Here is a 23,462-nt window from a genome sequence, read left to right as displayed (position 1 = left end):
TTCAAGATGCTCATAAGCATTTACGAGCTCAATCCGGAGGGGAAGTTGTTGGTGGAATGGTTGAAGGAGGATTGGAGCCTCTTCCCGAAGCTCGACCTTGCCAATGCGAAAAGCCTCCTTGCGGAAGTGCTTGACGATGGCGACATCGTACGTAGATTCTTTTCTCCTTCCCAGGCTTTCAGGTCGGAGGGGCTGGCGGCGTGGAACACGCTCAGAGATGAGCTCATGTACAAAAACAGGTACTTTCTTGATGAGGCCCTGGACCAAGATCGTCTCGAAGTCTTGCTGTCTCACCTGACGACGAGCGAGCTTCCTGACGTATGGTATCGCGCGCGAATCACTACCTCTGATACGGGATTCACGATTGCTCAAATGGGCGCGCCCCCCCGAGAGCTTGCTAGCCACGGCAGAGCGAACCCCTCCGGCATCCCCTACCTATATTTGGGTTCGGCGGCTGAAACAGCAATCGCAGAGATACGACCACATACTGGTGAAATCGCTTCTGTCGCGCGATTCGCTCTTCAAGGTCTCATCACGGCGGTAGACCTCCGTAACCCCCGCGAGTTGGTATCTCCATTCCTTTTGCAGGATGCGAGCGAAGTTGGTCGCATGCGCGCCGATGTTCCATTCCTCGAAAGGCTTGGGAACGAGTTGACTAGACCTGTTCTTCCTCGGAGCGCCGCCATCGACTACCTTCCCAGCCAGTATCTATGTGAATTCATCAAGAAGATTGGGTATGACGGGGTCATCTACCGAAGCTCAGTCAGCGACGGAATCAACCTAGCACTTTTTTCCCCAGCGAGGGCAGTTGCAAATGACGTCGGCCTCTATGACGTCCAACGTGTTTCAGTGATAGTAGGACCCCGTTGAACGCTGTTTAGGTTCATGCACCCCCACTGCGGCGACCCTAGTGCTCGCATTACAGGGTCAGATCGTAGTCCACGACCAATGGCGCGTGGTCACTGAATTTCTGCCCTTTGTAGATGCTTGCAGTCCGCGCCAACTCAGCTACGCCAGGGGTCGCAATTTGGTAGTCCAGCCTCCATCCAACGTTGTTGGCATAGGCCTGACCCCTATTGCTCCACCATGTGTAGCAGGTGTCAGTAGCCTCCGGATGCAGCCGGCGGTACACATCCACAAGGCCGCCTTCGCCAAGAAGCTTGGTCATCCAGGCACGCTCCTCGGGTAGAAAGCCGCTGTTCTTCTGGTTGCTGCGCCAGTTCTTCAAGTCTGCGTTCTGGTGGGCAATATTCACATCACCCATCAGAATAAAGTCTCTGTCATCACGCAACTCAATCAGCTTGGGATAGAGCAACGCAAGAAAGCGGAACTTGGCTTGCTGCCGCTCCTCGCCGGATGATCCACTAGGGAAGTAAGCGCTGATGATGGACAACTTGCGGCCAGGTCTGTCAAAGCGCGCCTCAACCCATCTGCCTTCGTTGTCGAACTCAGCGTCAGCCAAGCCGACTACAACATCCGAAGGCTCCTTATGCATGTAGATGCCCACGCCCGAGTACCCACGTTTCTGAGCGTAGTGAAACTGGCCGGCCATCTTGCCGATATGACAGTGGATGCCCTTGACCTGCTCGTCTTGGGCTTTAACTTCTTGGACACCGATGACGTCAGCATCTTGTTGAGCGACCCATTCAAAAAAGCCTTTTGAAGCAGCGGATCGAATGCCATTCAGGTTAGCGGTAACTACACGGAACATGTTCTAAGCTCTTTGGTGCTGGAACGCGGGAGCGTCCCCAGAACTTGCAATTGTCGCCTCAGCACAGCTCGGAGGTGAAGAGGTGGTCCAGCCTTGTGGAGCTTTCAATCGCACAGCAGCGCATCCAAGTTAGGCAGGTCTTCCAATCCACCCTGGGCCGCTAGCATGCGCGAGCGCATTGCGGCCTGGTCGTAGATTTGCTGAGCCGTTGGATGCGACCCAGGGGAACTTGGCTCAAACCAAACATCCTTCAATGCGGCCACCTCCGCAAACTGATGCATCGTAACGGGCGCAGCTTCCGTCTCAATGGGAACCACGCCGGCGTGCAATCCCATCCGCAGACCCATGATGAGCCGCACGCACGCAGCCAAGTCGCCCGAGCCTTTGAGAAGGTCGAGCGCCATCCCGGCGGCCTTCATGGCCTGTTTGTGCTCCTTGTTTGGGGTGACCCGGTGTAGCGCGCCATCAATGCCCATGTAGCCAATGCGATAGGTCCATCCGCGCTGATGGCGGTGATGGACTTCTTCGCCCTCAATGATGAAGTCTCCCACGGCCAACTCGTCTTCGCCCCCAACGCGCAAGAAAGGCCCGGGAATGTCTCTCGCGCCAGAAATGCTGTCGGGCAGACTCAACGCGGTGCCTGCGTCAATGCGCTTGGCCCAGTATCCACAGCGCCTGTCTGCGGGCCTGATCTCAATAGAGATGGATTGTTGTAATGATGATGTCATTGTGGTTCCTTTGATTTAGAAAACCAAAGTAGCAAACGCACCTCATAAAGCGCAAGTGGGGTGCCGCGCGATGCAACCGCTGCTGCATCGCCCTCATCACATGGACAAACTGCCATTCGTCGGTATCGCAGCCCCCGTCCCTTCGAGTCCATGAACCGTCGGAGCCAAACCACTGCGCCGCGCTCGCTGGACCTGCGCGATGGACTTGCGCGCTTTGGCCAGCACGGCAGCTATCGCTGCCGCATCCGCACCGGGTTCTACCTCCTGCGTGTGTGCCAACATCGGAGACAGTGCTGGCGAGGTTTCCTGCGCGATGGCTTCATCTGGCTTGGGGTCCAGCACAAGACTGCCGGTGAGGTAGTCCACCATGCGCCTGGCATCCTTCGCTGCGCGAAAAATCTCGAACTTGTCGTCACGGAGCTTTTTGACCCACGCACCGACATAGGCCGCGTGGCTGTCCATCGACGTCGCAATACCCAACTGTGCGCACAGGCACGCGCTACAAATCTCGGCTCGCAACTCCTCGGCGGCATAGGCATCTGTGCCCCATGCGCCAAACTTGCGGCCCAGACGATGCTCCGCCCCCGTCCAGTGCCCAAGCTCATGGGCCAGCGTGCCAGCGAAGGCTTCTGCGCTTGGGAACGCCCCCTCGGGTGGCATCTGGATGAAATCCCTACCCTCCCCCAATGCGTAGAACGCCCGGTCCCCTCCATACCTAATGTCCGGCTTCAGGCGCTCCACCATCTCTTGCACGGCCTCTATTGGGGTCCACTGCCGCTCGGGTTGTGCGAACGGCTCAATGCCCTCGATCTGCGTCGCATGAAAAACCCGGTACTCGGTAAGGAACGGGATTTGACGACGCTCCTTTCCGCCCGGCTCTGCGCCGCCAGCAGATTCGCCATCTGCCTCCACCCCTCGCGCGTTGAGCATTTTGAAGAAGTACACCGGAGTGGACTTGCTGCCCTTCTTGACCTTGGCGCCCATGTCGCTCGCCTGCTTGAAGGTGTACCAGCGGTTGTCGCTGTATCCCTCTGCCTGGGCCAGCATCATCAGCAACAACGCATTGACCCCGTTGTACTCACGCGAGGTGGCGCCATTCATGGGCAGGCCTGCGGAGGCGACCTGCTGCCATGGACGCTGCCATGGTGCTGTGCCGGCTTCGATGGCGGCGATGAGTTTGTCGGTAACCTCTTGGTAGAGGTCCCTCTTGGCGGGCTTCTTTGCATCAGACATGAAGCGGTCCTCCCAGGTCTGGCGGGTCGGCTTGGCCGGACAGGTGCAGCGCCACGCGCTGCCCGCTATCGGTCCACACCTCCGCATGAAAGTAGCTTGCGTCTCCATCGAGCACGGCCTGCATCTCAGCAATAAGCGCGCATGCCAGCTCGGGCGTCAACAAAATGGAATGCACAGGGTTACTCATGCCACACCTCCCGCGCCACCGGCCAACGAATCAAGATAGCGCGCCAACGGCTCGTCGTCGTTGACCCTCATGCGCAAACCCAAAGTGGGCGTGCCAATCGATACCTCCACGGGCGATATCGAGGGCGGCAGCTTCCTTGCCCCCAACACATCGGCCAGGGTGGGTACGCTTGGCGTACTGCCCTGGCAACTGCCTTCGTGGATGCAAAAGTACTCCTGCGTCTCCGGGCTCAGCCATTCCACTCGGATAGGCGTGGTGTCCATGGGGCAGAGCACTGCTGCATTGGCCCGGTAGTCAAAGTCCCTGCCGCGCGAGACTGCGCCGCTGTGCATATCGACATCGGTCTCCCGCAAACCGAGGCCGGCGATCAGCATCACGGACGGTGAGACATCGAACACCAGTGCCGTTGGAACTTGGCCCTTGCTCAACACGACGAAGCACCACCAGCGCTTGCCGCCCTCATTGCATGCGAAGAAGAACTCGACGGGTGGGGCGGACAGAAACGGGACTGCCAGCACCAGCTCGTTGGGAAACCAGCGCAGCACGTCCAGCGGCAGATACACCACATCCATGCCAAAGCATGGGGATACCTGCGGTGCTGCGGCCACGGCTCTGGGGGACTGCGCATTCAGCCAAGCGAAGCTGCTGGGGTCGGGAATGCGATGGAAGTGATGGGCCGATGCCCACGCGGGCGCCGAGGCTGGGACTACGACGGTCGCGGCTGCATCAGGTGCGGGGAAAGCGTTCATGGTTTGCATGTCCACTCTCCTTCCGCGCCAGCGGTGAACGATTCGGGAATGGACGCACTTTGACGCCTTGGCTGCGGCGGACGGGCAAATCGGCGTCCGGCCTGGGGCACGGCTGCCGGGCGCAGCTGCCTGAATTCCAGCAGCTGCACGGCACTGCGTGCGTGCAGGCTCCACTGGCCTGGCTCGATGCCTGGCGGCCGGGTGGCGAAGATGGTTGCGATGAGTCGCAACAGGGTAGGTATCAGCATGGTTTGTCTCCTTGGAAAATGCCGCCCGAGACATGCGAGACCTCGGGCTGCGGGGTTGATGGGTGCGCTGGGCGAATGGGGCTGGCCGGGCCAGCGGCATGGCCGCGACGTGCGAGCAGCCCAGCGATAGAGAAGTCCCGCGCAGGCGCAGCGCTTGCGGGTGTCCAGATGCGGGTAGTGGTTGGGGGCACGGCTTCGGCGTGCGCGGCGGCAAGCGGCGCAGGAGCAATCGGTACGTCGCTCGATGGCCGTTGCGCGCTTCGCTCCGCCAGCGCCTGCTCGATGGTGCTGGTCAAGTCCACGATCTGCGACTGCACGGCCTTCACTTCGGCCTGCACCTTGGCCAGCGCTACTTGGGTGCGTACCCACGCGTTGAACTCGGCGCGGGCATCCCACGCCTCAGCATTCGCAAACGTTCTGCGGCCTTCATGCACGGTGGCTGGCAGGTCAATGCCACGCTCCTTGTTGCTGCGGTGGTCAATGCGCGCATCGTGGCCGGCCTCTTCCAACGCTGCGTTGCAAGCCTTGGCCCAGGCTTCGCGCCAGTTGGCCACCAGCGAGGGGTAATTCCAGTCGCGGCGTTTGGCACCGAAGCCGTCGGCTTCGATGTCACTGAGCGTAAGAAGCACGTGCGCGTGTGGGTTCCCCGGCTTCGAATGGATGTTGATATCACCCACCATCCCTAGGCTGGTGAACTGCGTCTGCACATAGCTGTGAATGAGCGCAACCTGCTGGGCGTGCGTGAGTTCGATGGGTAAGGCGACCTCGATCTCACGTGCGAGTTGCGCATTTTTTCGCTTCTGCTGCTCGGCTCGCGCCCACAGCGTTGAGCGCGAGAAAACCCAGGGGGCAGCGCCTTCTGGCGCGAGGATGGCGCGGTGCGACACCTCCTTCTTGCGGGTGTAGTTGAAGACCTGGCCAGTGCGGGCGCAGGTCATGCGAAGGCCTGCGCGGTACGCAGCCGCCTGAATGGCGTTAGCCCCATCGGCCCTCGATATCACCTGTGCTGAAAAATGAAAAATCGCCATCCACGTATCCCTCTTGCCGGCACGAGGCAATGAGGGAGAGGTGGTGCGATGGCACTCCCGTGAGGGATGTGCCCTGGCTGTTCGAGGCCCCTGCCAGGCGCACACAAACGAAAGTTTGTATAGGTGCGCTTGGGGGGCTTGCCTCCCTGGTATTGCTTGACTGCCTGCTACCCAAGGTGCCAGATTGATTAGGCCTCTGCAATCAATTACGGGGGTCTAACGAAAAGGGAGAGAACAAATGACCGTTCATACCGAACACGACGCCGTCCATTCGGACGGCACCACGCCGGCCAGCCTCATGCGGCTGCGCATGCGAGAGAGCGCGCTGCGACAGCAGGCTGCGCAGTACCAGGCCCGCGCAGAGCACTTGGAGAGGGTGGCGCGCCATCAAGCTAAACAGCTTGGCCGGCGCATCGACGCGCACGAGAAGATCGTGCTGGGCGCGTTGGTGAAGAAGGCTGGATTGGCGCTGCCGGCGCCTCACACCGACATTGCGCGCGACCAGCATGAAAACGACGTCGATTCGGTGCCATCGCGCCGAGGGATTGCCGCTCAATCGGCGTCTTACGACCGCGCGCTTATCTTGGGCTCACTGATGTGGCTCGCCTCGGCATTGAATCATCCGGCTAACGATGCCGTTATGGTGCCGGACCGACAACGTTTGCGCGAGGATGGACAGCGGGCACTGGAAAAGTCTGGTACGCAACGCATCATGCGTTGACGCCTCGCTTGATGATTTTTCGTGTCAAGGCTGGGTCGTGTGCGTAGTACGTAAGCGATCCGCCAACTACGTCTTCCCACAGAGCGTCTGAGAGGGGAAGCTACGTGTCCATGTAGAACAAGGTGGACACGTATGTCAGAGATCGATGCAGAGGTGGTGAGGCGCCTGGTCACGGGGCGCAAGAACGATGGACGTGCCGTGTACGACCCGCAGGCCAAGGCCGAGGTGGTGCGGGCGTGCCTGCAGCCGGATGTGTCGGTGGCGCGCATGGCGCTGCAATGCGGCATCAACGCCAACTTGCTGCGCCGCTGGATCACCCAGAGCATGGGCTCGGACCTGAAGGCAAGTCGTGCCAACCTGCCGACCGTGGCCATGGCCAGCACCAGTGCTTTTGTGCCGTTGCGGCTGGCGGCCCCCGAGGCATCTCCCGTCACCGCCGCTGAGGTCAAGACACGCCTGCACGCCCGACTGCCCAATGGGGTGGAGATCGACCTCAGCGATGCAGACCCGGGTGGGTTGCTGCCCGTCCTTGAACTTCTGGGGCGCCTGCCATGTTCCGGCTCGACGACACGCTGACGGTGTACCTGCACCGCCCGGCCATCGACTTCCGAATGGGCATCAACGGTTTGGCCATCCTGGTGGAGCAAGCCCTGGGCATGAACCCGTTCGCGGCGGCGGTGTATGTGTTCAGCAACCGCCAGCGCAACCGGGTGAAGATCCTGGTCTGGGAGCGCAACGGCTTCTGGTTGTTGATGAAGCGCCTGGAGCAAGACCGCTTCATCTGGCCGGACGAGGCGGTGGTGCCGACGCTGACGGTGGAACAACTGCACTGGTTGCTTGATGGCATTGATCTGGCGGTCACACAGCGACACCCACAGCGGTTCTACGAGCGCGTTGCGTGAGGCTGGTGCTGCCGAAATGAGCAATGCCACTGCTGAGAATATTTGCCGCAAAATCCCCAGCACAAGGAACCGCCTGAGCGACAAGCAGATCGAAGCAGGCGATGGTTCACATGCCCACCGCCGAAGAATTTGCAGCCTTGCAAAAGGCGCTGGCCCAGGCCACCCAGACCAGCGAATCACTCGCTGGTGAGCTGCGCATCACGCGCGCCGAGCGCGACCTGCTCAAGGAGCAGCTCAACAAATTCAAGCGCCAGTTGTTCGCCGCCAAGAGCGAGGCCAGCGCAGGCCACCAGAAGGACATGTTCTTCAACGAGGCCGAGGCGCTCGGCTCGGCAACCCAGCCGGCCCAGGAAGAAACCGAGGCCGACGACAACACTGTCGAGGTTCCCGCTCACAAACGGACCAAGCGCGGGCGCAAGCCGCTGGACCCAGCCCTGCCGCGCGAGGTGGTGCGCCACGAACTGCCCGAATCCGAGCGTGTCTGTCCTCACGACGGTGCCGTGCTGCGGGAGATTGGCGTGGAGGCCAGCGAGCAGCTCGACATCATTCCGCAACAAGTGCGCGTGATCCGCCACGAGCGGGTCAAGTACGCCTGCCCGTGCTGCGATGGCACGCTGCGCCTGGCGGCCAAGCCCGAGCAAGTCATCCCCAAGGGGCTGTTCAGCGAAGGCCTGCTGGCCTGGGTGATCACTTCCAAGTATGTGGACGGCCTGCCGCTGTACCGCCAGGCGGCCTTGCTGGGGCGCTTCGGAGGCCGCGACCTCTCGCGCAACACCATGGCCGCCAGCGTGGTGCGGGTGGGCCAGGCGGTGCAGCCCGTCATCAACCTGCTGCGCGACCGGGTGCTGGACGCCCCGCTGATCTTCGGTGACGAGACCGAGATTCAGGTGCTCAAGGAGGCCGGTCGCAGCGCCCAGTCCAAGAGCTACATGTGGGCGCAGATGACCGATGGTTCAGGCGCCAGCGGCACAGGTCCGCCCATACGCCTGTTCGCCTACTCACCCTCACGCAGCACAGAGGCGGCGCAGCTTCTGTACGTCGGTGCGCGCGAGGGCGGCGTGCTGATGACCGACGGCTACGAGGTCTACAACAAGATCGCCTTGGCGAACAAGCTCGTGCAAATCGGGTGTTGGGCACATTGCCGGCGTTACTTCAATGACGCGCTGCAGGCCTTGCCCAAAGCCAACCGGGGGGCTGAGCAATTGGCGGCCAGGTTCATCGCGCTGATCGGCAAGCTCTACCGCGTGGAGGCCCTGGCCAAAGAGCAAGGGCTGGATGCGAATGCGCTGCTGCATAGCCGCCAAGCCAACAGTGTGCCCGTGCTGCAAGAGATCCAGGCCTTGCTGCTGGCCAACGTTCATGCGGTGCTGCCAGGCAGTTTGCTGGGCAAGGCGCTGCACTACCTGTCCTCGCAGTGGGCCAAGCTGGAGCGCTTCGTCACCAGCGGCAACTACCCGATAGACAACAACGGCTGCGAGAATTCGATCCGCCCGTTTGTCATCGGAAGACGCAACTGGCTCTTCGCCGACACCGTGGCCGGCGCCAACGCGAGCGCCAACCTGTACTCGTTGCTGGAGACCTGCAAGGTCAACGGCGTTGATGGGTACCAGTACCTGCGCTCGCTGCTAGTGGCACTTCCACGGGCCAGGACCGTCGATGACTACGAGGCCTTGCTGCCCTGGCGACTGGCGCGGTGATCCACCGCCTGACAGTTCGAGGCGCGAGATGGCTCAGTGCAAATCGGCCGCAGCACCACAGCACTTCTTGAACTTCGCCCCGCTCCCACAAGGGCACGGATCATTGCGCCCCACCTTGGGCTGCATCGACTTGGCCACCTCCCGCTGATAGACAGCGAGCCGAAGTGGCAGCCAGTGAGCGTGCATGTCCAGAACAGCCGGCGGGATTTGTTGAGCCAGCTCCGATCGCATGGCCGGTGTTCGGGTGAGTTCGTCCTGATCCACGCAATAGTCGTCTTCGCCCAGCAGGGCAATGGGTCTGAACCAAACTTGCCCTTGGGGAGTGGACAGCAACGGTTGCCAGTCCTTCCAGCAAAGCCTCATCCCCTGGACAAAGCCGTACGCCCACGATTCTGCGTCGTCGTATTCACGCTCGTCACCGTCGTAGGCCATCGTTGACCAGCACGGGCTGATCTCCCGGGGGTCATCCCCCAGGCCGGCAATGATGGTGTTGAAGTGGCGCATGACCAAGCCCAGCATGTGGTTCAGCTCTTCGACGGAACCCATCGGAGGCATCATCTCCTTGGTACCCCAGATCTTGGGCAGCCATTGCTTGGGATGTACGGTCGTCGGCCCGACCGCAATGGCGTGCAAGAACCCATCGACCATGTCCATGGTCATGCCTTCTTCCGTGTCAACGCCGAACAGCAGAAAGTGGTCGAGTTCTTCGAACTCTTCCTCGGACAAGGGAGCAAATGGGTCTGTCATCAACTGAATGTGAAATGCGGCGTTGACCCAGATTCTCGCGCGTCGCAGACCGCACCACGCCGAGAGAACATTCATTGCCTCAACGGGCACCCGAGTGCAAGGGCGTGGTCAATAGAGCGCTTACCGTAGTACTCGGCCACCATCCACACCAATGTGTGTTCCAGTTGCTCGATATCGTTGGCGTCGGACGCAGGCGGCCTACCCAACAAATGCTGCGACAACACAACATCGCCAAGGTCGAGGCTGCGATAGCGCTCGTAGAGTGGAAGGGTCTCGACATAGTGAATGAGCCCTGGCACCCCAGCGTTGGCACCATGCTCACGCAGCACAGTCAGGTTTTCAAGGCTGAGGTTGTCGGCCAGCCAGTCCTTGAAGGTGGCAGGGCAAGGCCGCCAGGCAGTTGCCACCAACTTCCCGCTTGGCTTTGAGCGGTAGGAGATGCGAAAGTGGTTGCCGATGCAACCGCGCCCGATGCGCTGCGAGTAAGCGGATTGGGCTCCCGGTGCTGTTGTGAGCACAAGGGCAGCTTCGGTTCGGGGATCGATGACTGTCAGCCGCCACCGAGGAGAGCCATTTGTGGCATGGGGCAGTTGCTCCACTGCCGCCAGCTTAAATTCGCCCTCCTTGATGATGCTGGTCGCGCGTTGCGTGCGCGAGTAGGGATTGTTGAGAGAAGACATGTTTTTCCATAGAACGTTGTACCTTGTGACTAGGGATGAAAGTGGACGCGTTACCGCCGAACAAGGGAGACACTCTTCGCGCGCCACGAGCGGAAGGAAAGACAATTTGGAGCGCTTATGCATGCATCAGCGCGACCGCCCATCCTGCCGTTAACTAAGCAACTTTTTTGTTCTCGTCAGGCACTTCATTGCCGAACATGGTCCAGCCCGTCCGGTTCGAGCGGCTGAACAACTCGATGCGGCTCACGTCTGGGTATAAGGCCTCCAAACGCTCATGCACCACCAACGGCTTGGCGCTGTGCTTGGTCACGGGAGCCGTGAACACCGACGGCTCACGCTCCATCGTGTCCAAGATTGTCACCCCGGTACCACGTCTGCCAACCAAGAGTAGCTCGTGGTGGATTTTTGCAGTCCCACCACCACAGTGGAGCCTGGGGCCTGTCTTGTGCCAGACCCAGTTCGACACGAACTTGAAACCCCACGCTTGCATGAGTTCAAGCCCGCTAGGCAGCAAAGAAGCCGGGCACCACATGAACAGCATGGAGTCTTTTGCGGCGATGCTTTCGACGTCAAGTTTCGAGCGCATGGCGTCAACACTCATCACGGGGTAGTGCTCATGGGGGATCATGCGACTCGCGGCCCGGTCGTGCGCTTCGTCGTAATCCCACGGAGGGTCAGCCAGGATGATGGAGTAACGGCTACCTGTTGGCAAAGCCACGTTTTTCGCGCTGAGAGCGGCCTGCTTCACAAGCCTCAGATGCCGCGCTTCTTTCCCCAGTCGCTCCTTCACACCAGCTGCCACTTTCAGAGCCTTGCGCTCTTCTGGGGTAGTCTTTGTGCGCAGGCTACTCTGGCCGGTGTTCATTACAACTACCGCCTCGTTCAGGCTCATCGTGCCGCTGTGTACCGCGTCCAAGGTAGCCTTTTTTGCTCCTGCGAGTAGGCTACATGCACGCTGCACGGCATCACGGCTCACCCCAAAAAGCTTGGCCGCATCCTCTTGGGTAAACGGGGATTCGACTTGCTTGGAAGCCTTCGTCTGCCCGGGCTTTCGCGTGGCCAGTCGCGCACCTAGCAGCGCTCTTTGGCCCACGCTCAGATTGCGCCGATTGATGTTTGCGGCAAAAGCCATTGACGTTGCCTTTTCGTAGCTGCACGTCAACTCCTTGAAGACTGGCGGCTTGTTTAGTTCGGCGCATGCTTTGAGGCGATGGCGTCCATCGAGCACACGTCCCTGCCATAGCAGGATCGGTTGCAGCAGCCCGTTGCGATCAATGCTCGCTTTCAAAGACTCGAAATCATCGTCCTCCATGGGCGGGAACTCCATGCAGCAAGGGTCCAGCTCAGGCATCTGAACTGGCTGGACGCGCTTTGCCGCCCTAGTGGACTTTGCTTTATTGACGAGGGTTTTTTGTGCCGAGGCGGCACGCTTTTGGCCGACTACGGCCATGGAAATCTGCTTCATGAATCGCTCCGAAAAGGGTGAACTAGGTCGAAGCCAAACCTATGGCTAAGACCGGCCTACGAAGCGAGCGATATCGGGGGAAGAAAGAGACTGATACGCCCGCTTAAAGCGGACGTATGACTGCGGACGTGGTCCGGGAGACAGTCAGATTGAAAGCAGTGAAGAGCGAGAAACTCATGCCCACAATGTAAGCGGCCGGGCGCTTCATGTCAAGATGTGAAACGCTCTCGCGTGTGGAGGACCCGCTCGTCCGTGAACAATTTCACGCTTTCCTCTGTTCGATGAGCTGCCGGAATTCCGGCATCTCGGGGGTTTGGAGGCCGGTCCTCTACTGTGCGTCTACGGGCGCGCCAAAGCAGATCGCAATGTGGTCTCTTTCTGATGGCGATGTGATATCACGTTCTTCTTTTGGCTAGAAACGTTTCAGCACCCTACATCCATCGTCTCAGCAATGGGGGCGATGCTCGGCGCCTTCCTAGGCGACGGGGCTTCGCCCCACTACCCATGGAAATTCTTGGTCATTTCCTGGGTAGTCTTAGAGCGCAAACCAGAGTTCTTCGGAATCCGCGCTGCACGCGGGTTTCAGCAGATCAGCGGTGGGCGTTGCAGCGACTTCGGTGGGCGTTGTAGCGACCGAAGTGGGCGTTACAGCGCGATGGGTGGGGGTTGCAGCGCTTTCGGCTGCGGGTTTTTTGGGCTTCGAGGCCTGGCTGCCTTGCTGGGCCTTGGTTCCTGCAAACACGGGTTTTGCCACGAGAAGCTGATCGCCTTTCTCTGTGTAGACGCAGGTCCAGCCTGGCAGACGACTCACTTCCTCAATTGCCTGGCGAAGGGTGCGCTTGCGGTCCTTGCGAACAGAGGGCGTAGCTGGCGCCTCCCCCCAAATGCTGACCATCAATCTCTCGAGTCCGACCAGCTTTCGGCTTCCCTCCGAAGCCCAAGCACTCAGCCATGCGTGCAAGCGTTTGGCTGGCTTTGTGCGGAGGCCACGATGCTCTCGCATGTTGACCAATGCCACCCCCTTGCGGTGAATGGCCATCAGGGCTGACTCAAAATTCAGCATGATGTTCAAGTTTTCGTCAAAGCACAAGAAGCTTAGGAACCTGCTCGTTCCCTGTCCAATCGCTGACCCGCTCTCGTTCACCATCTGGAACTCCATGGTGACCTGCGACAGCCGATTCAGGGACGCCAGCATGGCCTTGGCGTTGGTGCCTGTGCGGGTCAAGCCGATGCCGGCAGCAATCTCCGATGGAGTAGCCACGATTACGGCAAGCTGCTTGTCCTTCCACAGACCCCTGACACTGAGCGCGCGACTGTATTCGTCAAAACTCTCGTGCCCGCAAGGAAGTCGCACATATTTGCTCGCAGCGATGCGCTGGCAGAGGAAGAAGTAGACGGCTTGGTCCGTGACATTCAGCGCTTCAGGGCTTCGTAGAACGTAGCGCATTGACCGGGTTTCCACCTTTGCAGAAAAGAGCACTTCGAGCGGTGCTGCCGGTGCTCCGTTCTGGGTTGGGCGAAACAGCCCAGGCGCGAAGATCGGGCCTTGCCAGACGGGGGCATGATCCATGTAGTCCACCGCATAACGGGCAGGCTCTTCTGGCTTGTGATGACGGATAGGCCTACGCTTCGGGGAGATCGATGGCTTGACGGGTTTCGATGGTTTCATGGTGCTCCTTGTTGTGAGCAACCAAGCTAGCAATCGAGTGGGCGTTCCAGCAAGTGATCTCCTGCTGCCTGAATTCAGACAGCAGCGAACACTTTGTATGGCCCTGAGTTGAGCTAGCGCGAGAGCGCTGACAACCTGGCGATGCTGCCGTTGGGGCCGTTTGGAACGTGCCCGCGTCCCCAGCCTCGCGGCCTGATCAGCTCGCTGAGTGCGCTAGACCACTCGCCAGCTAGTGCTACGTTAGGCGGATAATGTCTGTACAGACTAGGGCATCCGCATGGGACAAACTTTTGGTGCGCGCCGGCCAATAGAATGAAATCCACGGTTTACCTGCTGACACGCCAGCTATCGTTCGATTTCGCATAGGTGCGGCTAACTCCCTGATCATGAGCCTTGTCAAATCCAAACAACGTGTTGCCGATCATGGCGAAGTGTTCACCCCTCGATGGATGGTTGACGCAATGCTCGACCTTGTGAAGGATGAAACCGAGCGCATCGATGCCCGATTTTTGGAACCCGCATGCGGCAGCGGTAATTTTGTTGCGCGCATCCTGCAGCGCAAGCTGGCTGCGGTGGAAGTCAAGTACGGCAAGTCCGACTTCGACCGCCGTCACTTTTCGCTGTACGCGCTAATGTGCATTTACGGTATCGAACTGCTGGCGGACAACGTGGCCGAATGTCGTGAGAATGCGCTCGAAATTCTCGCCGAATACACGCACGTAGACGGCCGTGATGACCTGTGGCTTGCTGCCAGCCACGTTCTGAAGACCAACATACTACATGGAGATGCACTCACCATGCGCATGCGCGATGGCCAACCCATCACCTTCGCCGAATGGGGATACCTCGGTAAGGGCAAGTTCCAGCGACGGGACTTCCGACTTGATGTGCTCACAGGCTCAGCCGACTTCACCGCCCAAGGCTCGCTATTTGGCAAGCATGAAATCTTTACCCCGATCCGGACGTACTCACCCGTAAACATTCGTGAACTGGCTGCGCTCGAGGCGGGCAACACCACATCGGAGGCAATTTGAGCGCACAAGTCAGCTTCACTCTAAGGGGTCGCAATCCGGACGTGTTGACCTGCATTGCCAACCTGTCGAACGATGAGGTTTTCACGCCGCCTGAGCTTGCCAATCGCATGCTCGATCTGCTAGCCCACGCGTGGGCTGCAGACCACGCTGGCGCTGACCTGTGGGCCGATCCGTCCGTCAGGTTCCTAGACCCTTTTACTAAGTCGGGGATTTTTCTCCGCGAGATCACCAACCGTTTGGTCAAGGGCTTGGCCCAGCAAATGCCTGATTTGCAAGCGCGTGTCAATCATGTTTTGACCCAGCAGGTGTTTGGCATCGGTATCACGCGCCTGACCAGTCTGATGGCCCGGCGTAGCCTCTACTGTTCAAAGCGGGCCAACGGGCCGCACTCGTTGGCGAAGGACTTCGCTACCGAGACTGGCAATGTCTGGTTCGAGCGCACCGAACACACTTGGGTTAACGGGAAGTGCGAGTTTTGCGGTGCCAGCCAGCAAGCGCTAGACCGGGGCGACGACATGGAAACGCATGCCTACGCCTTCATACACACCCACGATATCAAGACTCGCATGGCCGAGTTGTTTGGAGACGCAATGCAATTCGACGTAATCATCGGCAATCCTCCGTATCAACTTGGGTCCGATGGTGGCACACGGGATGTTCCTATCTATCATCACTTCGTTGAACAGGCCAAAGCGTTGGAGCCAAGGTTCGTCGTTATGGTGATTCCTGCACGTTGGATGGCCACCGGATTGGGTTTGGGCGAGTTCCGCCAAACCATGCTGTCTGATAGGCGCATTCGCCATCTCGTGGACTACCCAGACGCCCGTGATGTCTTTCCTGGCGTCGAGATCAAAGCGGGCGTGTGCTACTTCCTCTGGGATGCCGCGCACGATGACGACTGCAACGTGACAACGGTTCGAGGTACGGACACTGTGGGCCCGGTCAAGCGCAACCTGGGAGACTATGATGTGTTGGTACGAGACGAAAAGGCGGTTGAAATCCTTCGCCTAGTGCAGGCTTTGGCCGAACCCCCGGTCAACTCCATCCTTGCACGTGACAAAGAGTTCGGCTGGACCTCTAACTTCGACGGTTTCCACGAGGGGAAACACGACGGTGACGTTGAGATTTACTACATCCGGTCAATGAAGCGGAGCATTGGCTTTATTGCCCGTAGTGCGATCCAGAAAAGTGAGCATCTCGTGGATAAGTGGAAGTTGCTCGTGCCGAAAGCTTTTAACGGTGGCGATGCGCTCCCGCACCAGATCGTCGGTAAACCGCAGATTGCCCCCTCGCCTTCGGTTTGCACGCAGTCGTTCCTGTTCTTCAGCGTGAACACCGAGGAGGAGGCCCGTAGCGTTCAGTCCTACTACTCGACCAGGTTTTTCCGTTTCTTGGTTTCACTGAGAAAAATCACTCAGGATGCGGCCCATTCGGTCTATACGTGGGTTCCTATCCAGCCTTGGGATAGGCTTTGGACAGATGAAGCGCTTTACGCCAAGTACGGCATTACCTTAGAGCAGCAGGCGTATATCGCCTCCCAAGTGCGGCCAATGAACCTCAACGAGACCGTTGATGAATAAACCCACCATCGATGAAATCCTGACTCCCAAGCCCGCAGCGCGGCCGCGCATCTATGCCTATGCCATCGCCGACGATGCCCACCAAGGCCTGCTTAAAGTGGGCCAGACTACGCGCAGCGTAGCGCTCCGCGTGTCCGAACAGTTGAAGACGGCGGCGATCAAAAACTACAGCATTGTGTTGGACGAGCCGGCCGAGCGCGACGATGGCTCAATCTTCTCTGACTTCGAGGTGCGTGCTGCGCTGGCGGGCAAGGGCCTGGACAACTCCGAGTTGGAATGGGTGCGTTGCACGGCGGACGATGTGAAGACCGTGCTCACCGAACTGCGCACCGGCCAGCGGTTCACGGGCACGCACCACGAGACCTTTGGCATGCGCGCCGAGCAAGCCGACGCAGTGGGTAAGACATTGGCGTACTACCGATCCATCTGGGCCGAGACTCCCCAAGCAGCACCGCGCTTCCTCTGGAACGCAAAGATGCGCTTTGGCAAGACTTTCACCAGCTATCAGTTGGCCAAGCAGTTGCAGGCCAAGCGCGTTCTGGTCCTAACCTTCAAGCCGGCGGTGGAAGATGCTTGGCAGACCGACCTAGAAAGCCATGTCGATTTCGATGGGTGGCAATACCTTTCGCGTAACTCTGGTGCGGACCCTACGCAGATCGACAAGCGCAAGCCGGTTGTCTATTTCGGGTCGTTCCAGGATTTGCTGGGCCGCGACGCCACAGGCAACATCAAGCCTCGCAACGAATGGCTCCACACCGTCAATTGGGATCTAGTCGTGTTCGACGAATACCATTTCGGAGCTTGGCGAGACACGGCAAAAGAGCTGTTCGAAGGCGAAGACGATGCCGTGGCCAAGAAGGAAGCCAAGCTCGAATACGGCGGTGATCTCGACGGCGTCAACGAGGACTTGACCGTGTTGGCGGAAAGGGAAACTGAGTTTTTGCCCATCACAACGCGTGCATACCTGTACTTGTCGGGCACACCCTTCAAGGCCTTGGCGACCGGAGAGTTCATTGAAGAACAGATCTTCAACTGGACCTACACGGACGAACAACGCGCCAAGACGGCATTTGCCGCTGAGCATCCTGGGCTGCGTAATCCCTATGGCGCACTGCCACAGATGCGGCTGCTGACCTATCAGATGCCTGACGAGTTGTTGGCAGTGGCCAGTGGCGGTGAGTTTGATGAGTTTGACCTCAACGCCTTCTTCGAGGCAGAGATGGGAGGGGACAGTAGCGGCGCCAGCGCTGAGTTCAAGCACAAGAGCGATGTGCAGAAGTGGCTGGACATCATCCGAGGCGGCTATACCGCACACGCGGCAGAGTTGCTCAAAGTGGGGTCGCGCCCGCCGTTCCCTTACTCAGATGTGCGTCTGCTGCCTTACTTACAGCACTCGTTGTGGTTCATGCCCAGCGTAGCCTCATGCCACGCGATGGCTAATTTACTGGGAGAGAAGCAGAACACCTTCTGGCACGTGTACCAATTCATAGTGGCGGCGGGCACGTCGGCGGGCATTGGTCTGGACGCCTTGCCACCTGTGCGCCGAGCCATCGGTAGTGGTTTCGAAACCCAGACCATCACGCTGTCCTGCGGCAAGCTCACCACGGGCGTGACGGTAGCTCAGTGGTCGTCAATTTTGATGCTGCGCAACCTAAAATCCCCGGAGACCTACTTCCAGGCCGCATTTCGAGTGCAGTCGCCATGGTCTATCAAGAACCCGAACGGAGATAATCCGAACGAGGAAGAGATCCTCAAGCCCGCGTGCTTTGTGTTCGACTTCGCCCCCACGCGCGCACTGCGGCAGCTGTGCGAGTACGGTATCGGCCTGTCACCCAATGAGGCCAACCCGGAGAACGCCGTGAAGGACTTGGTGGCTTTCCTCCCAGTGCTGGCTTATGACGGGGCTAACATGACCCAGATTGATGCTGGCGGAATTCTGGACATCGCGATGGCCGGCACGTCGGCCACTCTGCTGGCTCGCAAGTGGGAAAGCGCACTTCTGGTGAACGTGGACAATGCCACATTGCAGCGAATTTTGGACAGTCCTGAGGCTATGGCAGCCATCCAGCGTATTGAGGGATGGCGCTCGCTAGGGGACAACGTTATAGAAACCATCATCAACAGAAGTGAGAAGGTCAAAGATTTAAAGAAGAAGGCCAGAGACAACGAACTTTCCGCAAAGGAAAAGACGCAGCTTTCCGATGCGGAGAGGGAGTACAAGTCGAAGCGCAAGCTGATTCAGGAAAAGCTGATCAAGTTCGCCACGCGCATTCCAGCGTTCATGTACCTGACCGACTTCCGTGAAAATACCCTGCAAGACGTGATCACAAAGCTGGAGTCGGACCTTTTCCTAACGGTCACCGGCCTCACCGTAAACGACTTCAAACTGCTTGTGGGCCTAAAGGTATTTAACACCGAACACATGAATCAGGCCGTGTTCGCGTTTCGTCGCTATGAGGATGCTTCACTGCGTTATACCGGTATTGAAAGCCATCAGGGTTTAACGCACTATGGTCTCTATGACACGGTCATCGCGAGGGAAGCTGAACCACTGAGCTAGGTCGCAGCCACTGGATGGGTGAAATGCTGTCGCCCGAAGAGCAAGCGCATCAGGGCCCGTTTTCAAAGATGCACGGGCCTCTCAACTCTTGGCCATGCATAGACGGCATCGGCTCAAGACCGATGCCGTCCATCAGCAGTTGATCGACACTAGCGGCTTTGCCCTCACGAAGACTGCTTTCAACATGCGTCATTAAAGCTAGCTTCGCAGTGTTGAGGCTTGCATTCGCTTCAGTCGCTCAGTACAGCTTCGAAACCACAATGGTCTGGATGTTCTGGCTCGTCATCGGCTTGTCGATGTAGGCGCACGGGTACTCCTGCTTGGGGTTCAACCCTTGCTTGATGAGCCAGTCCGCCAACGGCTTGTCATCGGCGATGTACGCATACGCCAGCAGGTCCATCCGCTCACACACAAACGCCAGCCCGATGCTCGGCAACTGCGTGCGCTTCCTGGCCCATGCGTCCAGCTTGTCCAGGTTGCGTAGTGTCGGCAGGTCGTTGATGCGCGAGCCCAGCACCACGTTGGACAGGACCGGCACCGGCTGGCGAATGTCGAGTCCTTGGTCCATATAGAGGCGCAACAGCTCGAAGCGGTCGGGGCGTTTCTGGTTCAAGCCCAGCAGCAGCATCCATTGGTCCTGCGGCAGCTTCTTGCCCGATGCGACGAGCTTTTGCAGGTACGGATAGTCCCCCTCTGCCAGGTAGTCGCGCGGCTCTTTGAGCATGGCCTCCATGGTGCCCACCGACGCCTGGATGGCATCGACCTTAGGCGCCATGTTGTCCACGGTCGCGCGTATGTGCTGGCTGTCCTGCTGTACGCCCAGCAATAGTGCCTGCACGTTGCGTACGCTGGGCGCAGCGCTGGCGATGAGCCCGCCACTGTCTGCACGGGCCTTGGAGGCTTGCCCGAGAAGCAGCGCGATGACGACGACGATGCCGAAGACCTGCCAGGCCGGGGACTTCCACAGCGGGCCAGGAGGCTGCCGCAGCCGTGCCAGGGTACGTACATACCAGGCATTGCCATTGGTGCCCGTGCGCCGGGCGCGCACTTCCAGCACCATGGCCAGGATGACCAAGCCCGCCAGTGCGTAGCTGACCCAGGCCAGGAACGGCGCGCGGGGCGCCAGGAAGTCCAGGATTCCGGCGACGGTAACCGAGGTGAAGACCACCGCGTTGACCGGCGCCACATGCTCACGAACGAATTCTTGGATGTTCATGATGGGTAGGTGTCTTGAATAATTGGTGCGCTATCGCACGGCCATCCAGCCGTTGTCGCCCTTCTGCATGTAGAACTTCGTGGTCACGGCCCCGCCCCCGATGGGCTGGCCCTTCTTGATGTCGCCAAACAGGCTGAACACGGTGAATTGCGCGTTCTCTGGCAGTTCCTTCATGTCCTTCTTGGCGGTGATCGTGGTGTCGGCCTCGACCAGCCAGCGGCCGTCGTCTTGCTTGGCCTTGTTCTTGACCTTCACGTCGGTCTCAAAGACGTCGCTCCACTTCAAGCCCAGGGGCGCGAGTTGTTGGTCCATTTGCTTTTCTGACTGGCTGGTGACGGCACGCACGTCGCTGTCCGACGGGGCGCCCGAGCACGCGGCGAGGACGAGCGAGAGGGCCAGGATCAACAAGGTTTGGATGAGTTTCATGGGGTACACGGAAAGTGATGGGATAGGGGTGCAGCGGCTCACGCCGTGGCGTGCATGTCGAGCCAAGCGGCCAGGCGGTTCTCCCACTGGCGCATGTGCTCCGCGTCTTGGAAGTACAGCTTGTAGCGCGGGGTGTCCAAGTCCTTCACAGACACGTCCACCACGTACACGTCTTTGTTGACCTGCTTGTCGCCGGCTCCGGTCATGGACAGGAGCTTGAACTGCAACTCCTTCTCTTTGCCTTTCTCGGACGCCAGTCCGAGAACGTCGCTGCGGTGAAAGAGCCTGGCAGGTACGCCAGCGGAGGCCAGGACTATGCGGGGGTCGTCAGCGCGGATGGCAACGCCCGAGACTTGGTTGCCACTCGAATGGAAGTGCTGGTGCTCGGGCTTGAAGTCGTGCTGCTGCATCAACTCAATCATTCCCAGCCGCGCGCCCTCCTGAATGGCGTGCTGAGTCTTGACGCGAGAGTAGACCTGGTAGCCGACGACGACGGCCACCAGCACCACGAAGCGGTGCGAGGTCTTGCCGTCGCCGAAGAAGAGCCACAGGGCGAAAAGCACAGCGGCGGCGATTTTGACGATGGTCATTTTGCGCATGGGGGCCGCCTGCATCAGTCGGCCATGTGGCCGGAGACGTCCCAGCGCGCGGAATGCGCGGCGGTGGGGGTGGTGGACGTAGAACAGGCGGACAGCACAAGGGCTGCGGCCAGGATTGCCAGGGCTCGTTTCATGGATGGTTTCCTCCTCGGTTGGTGGCGGCACTGTGCCGCGCTTAGAGAGATCGTAAATCAAATAGTCGCGTTACGACTATTCCGACCGAGACTAAACGATGAGAGGCATGGACACCTCTCTGTATCACGTCGATTACGACGAAATCCGTGCGTTACTTCGCGAATTAAGGCGGCGGTCTGGACTTACCCAGGAGCAGATGGCGGTCGCCCTTGGAGTTGGGCAGTCTTATGTGTCCAAGCTTGAACGTGGAGAAAATTTCGTGGATGTACTGCTCTATGCACGCTGGTGCCAGGCATGCGGCACAGAACCTGGTGTTGCGCTAGATAAGCTATTGGCAGGGCCAGCGGCGAAGCGCTCAGGCACCTCTTAAAGAATGTGAAAACAGCGGTGCTCACGACGGCTGCTAGTTCGCTGCACTGCGATCACGCCGAGGTGCTCTGTCCAGCTCTCCCTTTTTGAATAGGTAGGTAGCCATGCCACCGTCTCTGGTGTACATCATCAGGAGGCCGCGTGGGTCCCACACTACCTTAATTAGTAGTCGGTTCAGTGCCGTAGCAATGCGATGCCGCTCTTTGACCGCATCTCTGTCCGTCACAGCCGCGCGAACGTCGTAAGCGAAAAGCGCGCCGAAGTCGACCCCAGCTTTTGGAGCAGCCGCCAACTCTGCTCGGCGCTGAGTGAGCACTGCTTGCAGAGCGTCCTGCTCGGATTCAATACGCCGCAGACGTTCGGTGATGAGCTTTATGCCCTGGCCACTGCCTGCCTCGATTGCATCCATGAACCGCGCGGCACGTTCGTCGAGTTCCGCCAGCTTGGCCACTGCTTCGTCGATAGCCGCACGTGCAAGCCTCAGCGCTTCGGTTTCTTGGAACTGGCCAAACTCCAACGTTGCCAGCCAAGAAAATCCGTGGTCGATGATGGCTGCTTCACTGATGGATCGGCAGTCACTTTTGCCCGCAATTTGACCAAGACAGTAGTAGCGGGCATAGCCTCGCTTCCATGGGGCTTTGCGCTGCATCTTCTCCCCACACTTGCAATAGAAGAGGCCCGCCAAAACGTCAGCCTTCACCCCGCGTATGCGCGGTATCCCGGTACGATTGTCCAGAGCGACATGCACTTTCCCCCAGAGCTCATCCGTGATGACACGGGGGAAGTAGTCGAGCACGGGCTCGCCGAGTGCTTCCAGCGAGCCTTCGACCATTTGTTTGGGCTGCCACTCTCCTAACACGCGACGGTCGCGGACCAACCGGCTAACCTGTGTGTGCTCCCAACGCGTATTTGTATTGGCTCGGTCCCGCCATGGAAGCGTCCACCCTTCGGCATTGGCGGTTCTCGCTATGGCGATGCCTCCCAGCCCACCCGCCACATGCTCAAAGACTTTACGCACGGACTCCGCCTTCGCTTCGTCCAACTCCCAGCCTTGCCGGTCTTCTCGTGGATACGCCCATCCCGGCCCGTGGCCATGCGAAACAACCGCCAAGCCAGCGTCCCGCTTTTTTGCAAAGGCTGCTCGCACGCGCTTCGCCTTCGTAGCGCTTTCCTCATGGGCACGGGCGAACAACAGCACGGACAGCATGAAGTTCATGGTGTCGTTGATGTTTTCTCGGTTCCACTCCTTGCCATCCAGTAGCGAGACCACCCTGATGCCCGCTTGGACAATTGATGTAAGTAGGGCAATCGCTTCGGTCAGGTGGTTCCGAGACAGGCGATCCAGGCTTTCCACCAGCAAAATGGAGCCGCTGGGCACCTTTCCGCCCTTTGCCGCCAGCAGGAACGCTGCCAGTGCTCCGTCCGTGGCATTTTTCCCCGTGTAGGCCGAAGTTGCCATGTCGGATAGCTCGAACTCTTCGTCGAGCTCGTAGCCGTGTTCAACGCACCATGCCCGCGCTGATGCGGTCTGCCGTTCGAGACTGTGGCCGTGTGCTTGGCGTCCTGATGAGAAGCGACGGTAAGAGTAAACGCGGGTGGTAGTCATGCCTGAATTTTGCGGGTTTTTTGACACATCATCTACCACTTGGCCTCTCCGGCCCTGGCGGAGAAGGCGCTGACAGCGACCATCTACAAGGACGTGAAGTTCAGCGACCATGCGCCGCTGACGATCGACTACGACTTCGAACTTTGACTAGCAGCCTCGATGGCTTCATTCA

24 protein-coding genes and 1 pseudogene are annotated in these 23,462 nt (G+C 59.3%); 10 read left to right on the top strand and 15 right to left on the bottom strand.

The annotated features are described in order from the left end of the window. Positions 1-6 precede the first annotated feature (6 nt). Positions 7-870 carry an RES family NAD+ phosphorylase gene (locus ACSQ3N_RS01815; protein WP_436145456.1) on the top strand — a complete coding sequence of 288 codons (864 nt, stop codon included), beginning with the start codon at positions 7-9 and terminating at the stop codon, positions 868-870. A gap of 49 nt (positions 871-919) precedes the next feature. Here ACSQ3N_RS01815 and ACSQ3N_RS01810 read toward each other — a convergent pair whose 3' ends face one another. The 7 genes from ACSQ3N_RS01810 to mobQ all read right to left on the bottom strand — a co-directional run bounded on the left by ACSQ3N_RS01810 (position 920) and on the right by mobQ (position 5,884). Further along, positions 920-1,711, bottom strand: a complete 792-nt coding sequence (locus ACSQ3N_RS01810; protein WP_436145455.1) for an exodeoxyribonuclease III — start codon at positions 1,709-1,711, stop codon at positions 920-922. A 104-nt stretch (positions 1,712-1,815) separates the two neighbouring features. Then, positions 1,816-2,439, bottom strand: a complete 624-nt coding sequence (locus ACSQ3N_RS01805; protein WP_436145454.1) for a hypothetical protein — start codon at positions 2,437-2,439, stop codon at positions 1,816-1,818. A 96-nt stretch (positions 2,440-2,535) separates the two neighbouring features. Then, complete coding sequence (locus tag ACSQ3N_RS01800; RefSeq protein ID WP_436145453.1) at positions 2,536-3,672, bottom strand: ArdC family protein; 1,137 nt, start codon at positions 3,670-3,672, stop codon at positions 2,536-2,538. Next, positions 3,665-3,859: a hypothetical protein gene (locus ACSQ3N_RS01795; RefSeq protein WP_436145452.1), complete on the bottom strand. Its 195-nt coding sequence runs from the start codon at positions 3,857-3,859 to the stop codon at positions 3,665-3,667. The genes ACSQ3N_RS01800 and ACSQ3N_RS01795 overlap by 8 nt, the downstream gene beginning before the upstream one ends. Next, entirely contained in the window at positions 3,856-4,617 is a 762-nt protein-coding gene (locus tag ACSQ3N_RS01790) for a hypothetical protein (RefSeq protein WP_436145451.1), read from the bottom strand. Before ACSQ3N_RS01790 ends, ACSQ3N_RS01795 begins: the two co-directional genes overlap by 4 nt. Continuing rightward, positions 4,605-4,856 carry a hypothetical protein gene (locus tag ACSQ3N_RS01785; protein ID WP_436145450.1) on the bottom strand — a complete coding sequence of 84 codons (252 nt, stop codon included), beginning with the start codon at positions 4,854-4,856 and terminating at the stop codon, positions 4,605-4,607. Before ACSQ3N_RS01785 ends, ACSQ3N_RS01790 begins: the two co-directional genes overlap by 13 nt. Beyond that, positions 4,850-5,884, bottom strand: a complete 1,035-nt coding sequence (gene mobQ, locus ACSQ3N_RS01780) for a MobQ family relaxase (protein ID WP_436147903.1) — start codon at positions 5,882-5,884, stop codon at positions 4,850-4,852. The genes ACSQ3N_RS01785 and mobQ overlap by 7 nt, the downstream gene beginning before the upstream one ends. Positions 5,885-6,122: 238 nt before the next feature. Between mobQ and ACSQ3N_RS01775 the strand changes: the two genes are divergently transcribed. The 4 genes from ACSQ3N_RS01775 to tnpC all read left to right on the top strand — a co-directional run bounded on the left by ACSQ3N_RS01775 (position 6,123) and on the right by tnpC (position 9,204). Further along, positions 6,123-6,605 (top strand): conjugal transfer protein TraD, encoded by a 483-nt coding sequence (locus ACSQ3N_RS01775; protein WP_436145449.1) that lies wholly within the window; start codon positions 6,123-6,125, stop codon positions 6,603-6,605. A gap of 132 nt (positions 6,606-6,737) precedes the next feature. Beyond that, positions 6,738-7,181 carry an IS66-like element accessory protein TnpA gene (tnpA, locus tag ACSQ3N_RS01770; RefSeq protein WP_008903080.1) on the top strand — a complete coding sequence of 148 codons (444 nt, stop codon included), beginning with the start codon at positions 6,738-6,740 and terminating at the stop codon, positions 7,179-7,181. Beyond that, the gene (gene tnpB, locus ACSQ3N_RS01765) at positions 7,157-7,507 is read left to right on the top strand and encodes an IS66 family insertion sequence element accessory protein TnpB (protein ID WP_008903079.1); all 351 of its coding nucleotides are present in this window, start codon (positions 7,157-7,159) and stop codon (positions 7,505-7,507) included. The genes tnpA and tnpB overlap by 25 nt, the downstream gene beginning before the upstream one ends. Before the next feature lie 101 nt (positions 7,508-7,608). Then, complete coding sequence (gene tnpC / locus ACSQ3N_RS01760; protein WP_082437602.1) at positions 7,609-9,204, top strand: IS66 family transposase; 1,596 nt, start codon at positions 7,609-7,611, stop codon at positions 9,202-9,204. Positions 9,205-9,237: 33 nt separating this feature from the next. On the opposite strand, the gene ACSQ3N_RS01755 is transcribed toward tnpC, so the two are convergent. From ACSQ3N_RS01755 to repC, 4 genes are all read right to left on the bottom strand, one after another. Beyond that, the gene (locus ACSQ3N_RS01755; RefSeq protein ID WP_034692674.1) at positions 9,238-9,951 is read right to left on the bottom strand and encodes a UPF0149 family protein; all 714 of its coding nucleotides are present in this window, start codon (positions 9,949-9,951) and stop codon (positions 9,238-9,240) included. Positions 9,952-10,022: 71 nt separating this feature from the next. Next, positions 10,023-10,631: a hypothetical protein gene (locus ACSQ3N_RS01750; protein WP_436145448.1), complete on the bottom strand. Its 609-nt coding sequence runs from the start codon at positions 10,629-10,631 to the stop codon at positions 10,023-10,025. Positions 10,632-10,785: 154 nt separating this feature from the next. Next, positions 10,786-12,096, bottom strand: coding sequence for a Spo0J and IME4 domain-containing protein (locus ACSQ3N_RS01745; protein ID WP_436145447.1), 1,311 nt, complete (start codon positions 12,094-12,096; stop codon positions 10,786-10,788). 535 nt (positions 12,097-12,631) lie between these two features. Continuing rightward, positions 12,632-13,765, bottom strand: a complete 1,134-nt coding sequence (gene repC / locus ACSQ3N_RS01740) for a replication protein C, IncQ-type (RefSeq protein WP_436145446.1) — start codon at positions 13,763-13,765, stop codon at positions 12,632-12,634. Positions 13,766-14,151: 386 nt separating this feature from the next. Between repC and ACSQ3N_RS01735 the strand changes: the two genes are divergently transcribed. The 3 genes from ACSQ3N_RS01735 to ACSQ3N_RS01725 are packed head-to-tail and all read left to right on the top strand — an operon-like array spanning position 14,152 to position 18,939. Next, a complete protein-coding gene (locus tag ACSQ3N_RS01735) occupies positions 14,152-14,799 on the top strand; it encodes an SAM-dependent DNA methyltransferase (RefSeq protein WP_436145445.1) in 648 nt (215 codons plus the stop codon). Next, positions 14,796-16,379, top strand: coding sequence for an Eco57I restriction-modification methylase domain-containing protein (locus ACSQ3N_RS01730; RefSeq protein WP_436145444.1), 1,584 nt, complete (start codon positions 14,796-14,798; stop codon positions 16,377-16,379). The genes ACSQ3N_RS01735 and ACSQ3N_RS01730 overlap by 4 nt, the downstream gene beginning before the upstream one ends. Next, positions 16,372-18,939 (top strand): DEAD/DEAH box helicase family protein, encoded by a 2,568-nt coding sequence (locus ACSQ3N_RS01725; RefSeq protein WP_436145443.1) that lies wholly within the window; start codon positions 16,372-16,374, stop codon positions 18,937-18,939. The genes ACSQ3N_RS01730 and ACSQ3N_RS01725 overlap by 8 nt, the downstream gene beginning before the upstream one ends. Before the next feature lie 238 nt (positions 18,940-19,177). On the opposite strand, the gene ACSQ3N_RS01720 is transcribed toward ACSQ3N_RS01725, so the two are convergent. Genes ACSQ3N_RS01720 through ACSQ3N_RS01710 form a run of 3 tightly spaced genes read right to left on the bottom strand, consistent with a single transcriptional unit; the run spans position 19,178 to position 21,171 of the window. After that, positions 19,178-20,155 (bottom strand): hypothetical protein, encoded by a 978-nt coding sequence (locus ACSQ3N_RS01720; protein WP_436145442.1) that lies wholly within the window; start codon positions 20,153-20,155, stop codon positions 19,178-19,180. 30 nt (positions 20,156-20,185) lie between these two features. Then, positions 20,186-20,581, bottom strand: coding sequence for a hypothetical protein (locus ACSQ3N_RS01715; protein ID WP_436145441.1), 396 nt, complete (start codon positions 20,579-20,581; stop codon positions 20,186-20,188). A 38-nt stretch (positions 20,582-20,619) separates the two neighbouring features. Beyond that, the gene (locus tag ACSQ3N_RS01710; protein WP_436145440.1) at positions 20,620-21,171 is read right to left on the bottom strand and encodes a hypothetical protein; all 552 of its coding nucleotides are present in this window, start codon (positions 21,169-21,171) and stop codon (positions 20,620-20,622) included. Positions 21,172-21,421: 250 nt separating this feature from the next. On the opposite strand from ACSQ3N_RS01710, the gene ACSQ3N_RS01705 reads away from it, so the two are divergent. After that, a complete protein-coding gene (locus ACSQ3N_RS01705) occupies positions 21,422-21,685 on the top strand; it encodes a helix-turn-helix domain-containing protein (protein ID WP_436145439.1) in 264 nt (87 codons plus the stop codon). A 33-nt stretch (positions 21,686-21,718) separates the two neighbouring features. Here the strand turns inward: ACSQ3N_RS01705 and ACSQ3N_RS01700 are convergent, their stop codons facing one another. Beyond that, a complete protein-coding gene (locus ACSQ3N_RS01700; RefSeq protein ID WP_436145438.1) occupies positions 21,719-23,290 on the bottom strand; it encodes a recombinase family protein in 1,572 nt (523 codons plus the stop codon). Positions 23,291-23,323: 33 nt separating this feature from the next. Between ACSQ3N_RS01700 and ACSQ3N_RS01695 the strand changes: the two are divergent. Next, a pseudogene (locus ACSQ3N_RS01695) lies at positions 23,324-23,437 on the top strand (exodeoxyribonuclease III); the annotation flags it as partial. Positions 23,438-23,462 lie beyond the last annotated feature (25 nt).

This window comes from Acidovorax sp. LjRoot194 (assembly GCF_964253015.1).
Taxonomy (GTDB): domain Bacteria; phylum Pseudomonadota; class Gammaproteobacteria; order Burkholderiales; family Burkholderiaceae_C; genus Acidovorax.
The sequence above is the reverse complement of the archived record's forward strand: the minus strand, read 5'-3'. Positions and strand labels throughout refer to the sequence as shown.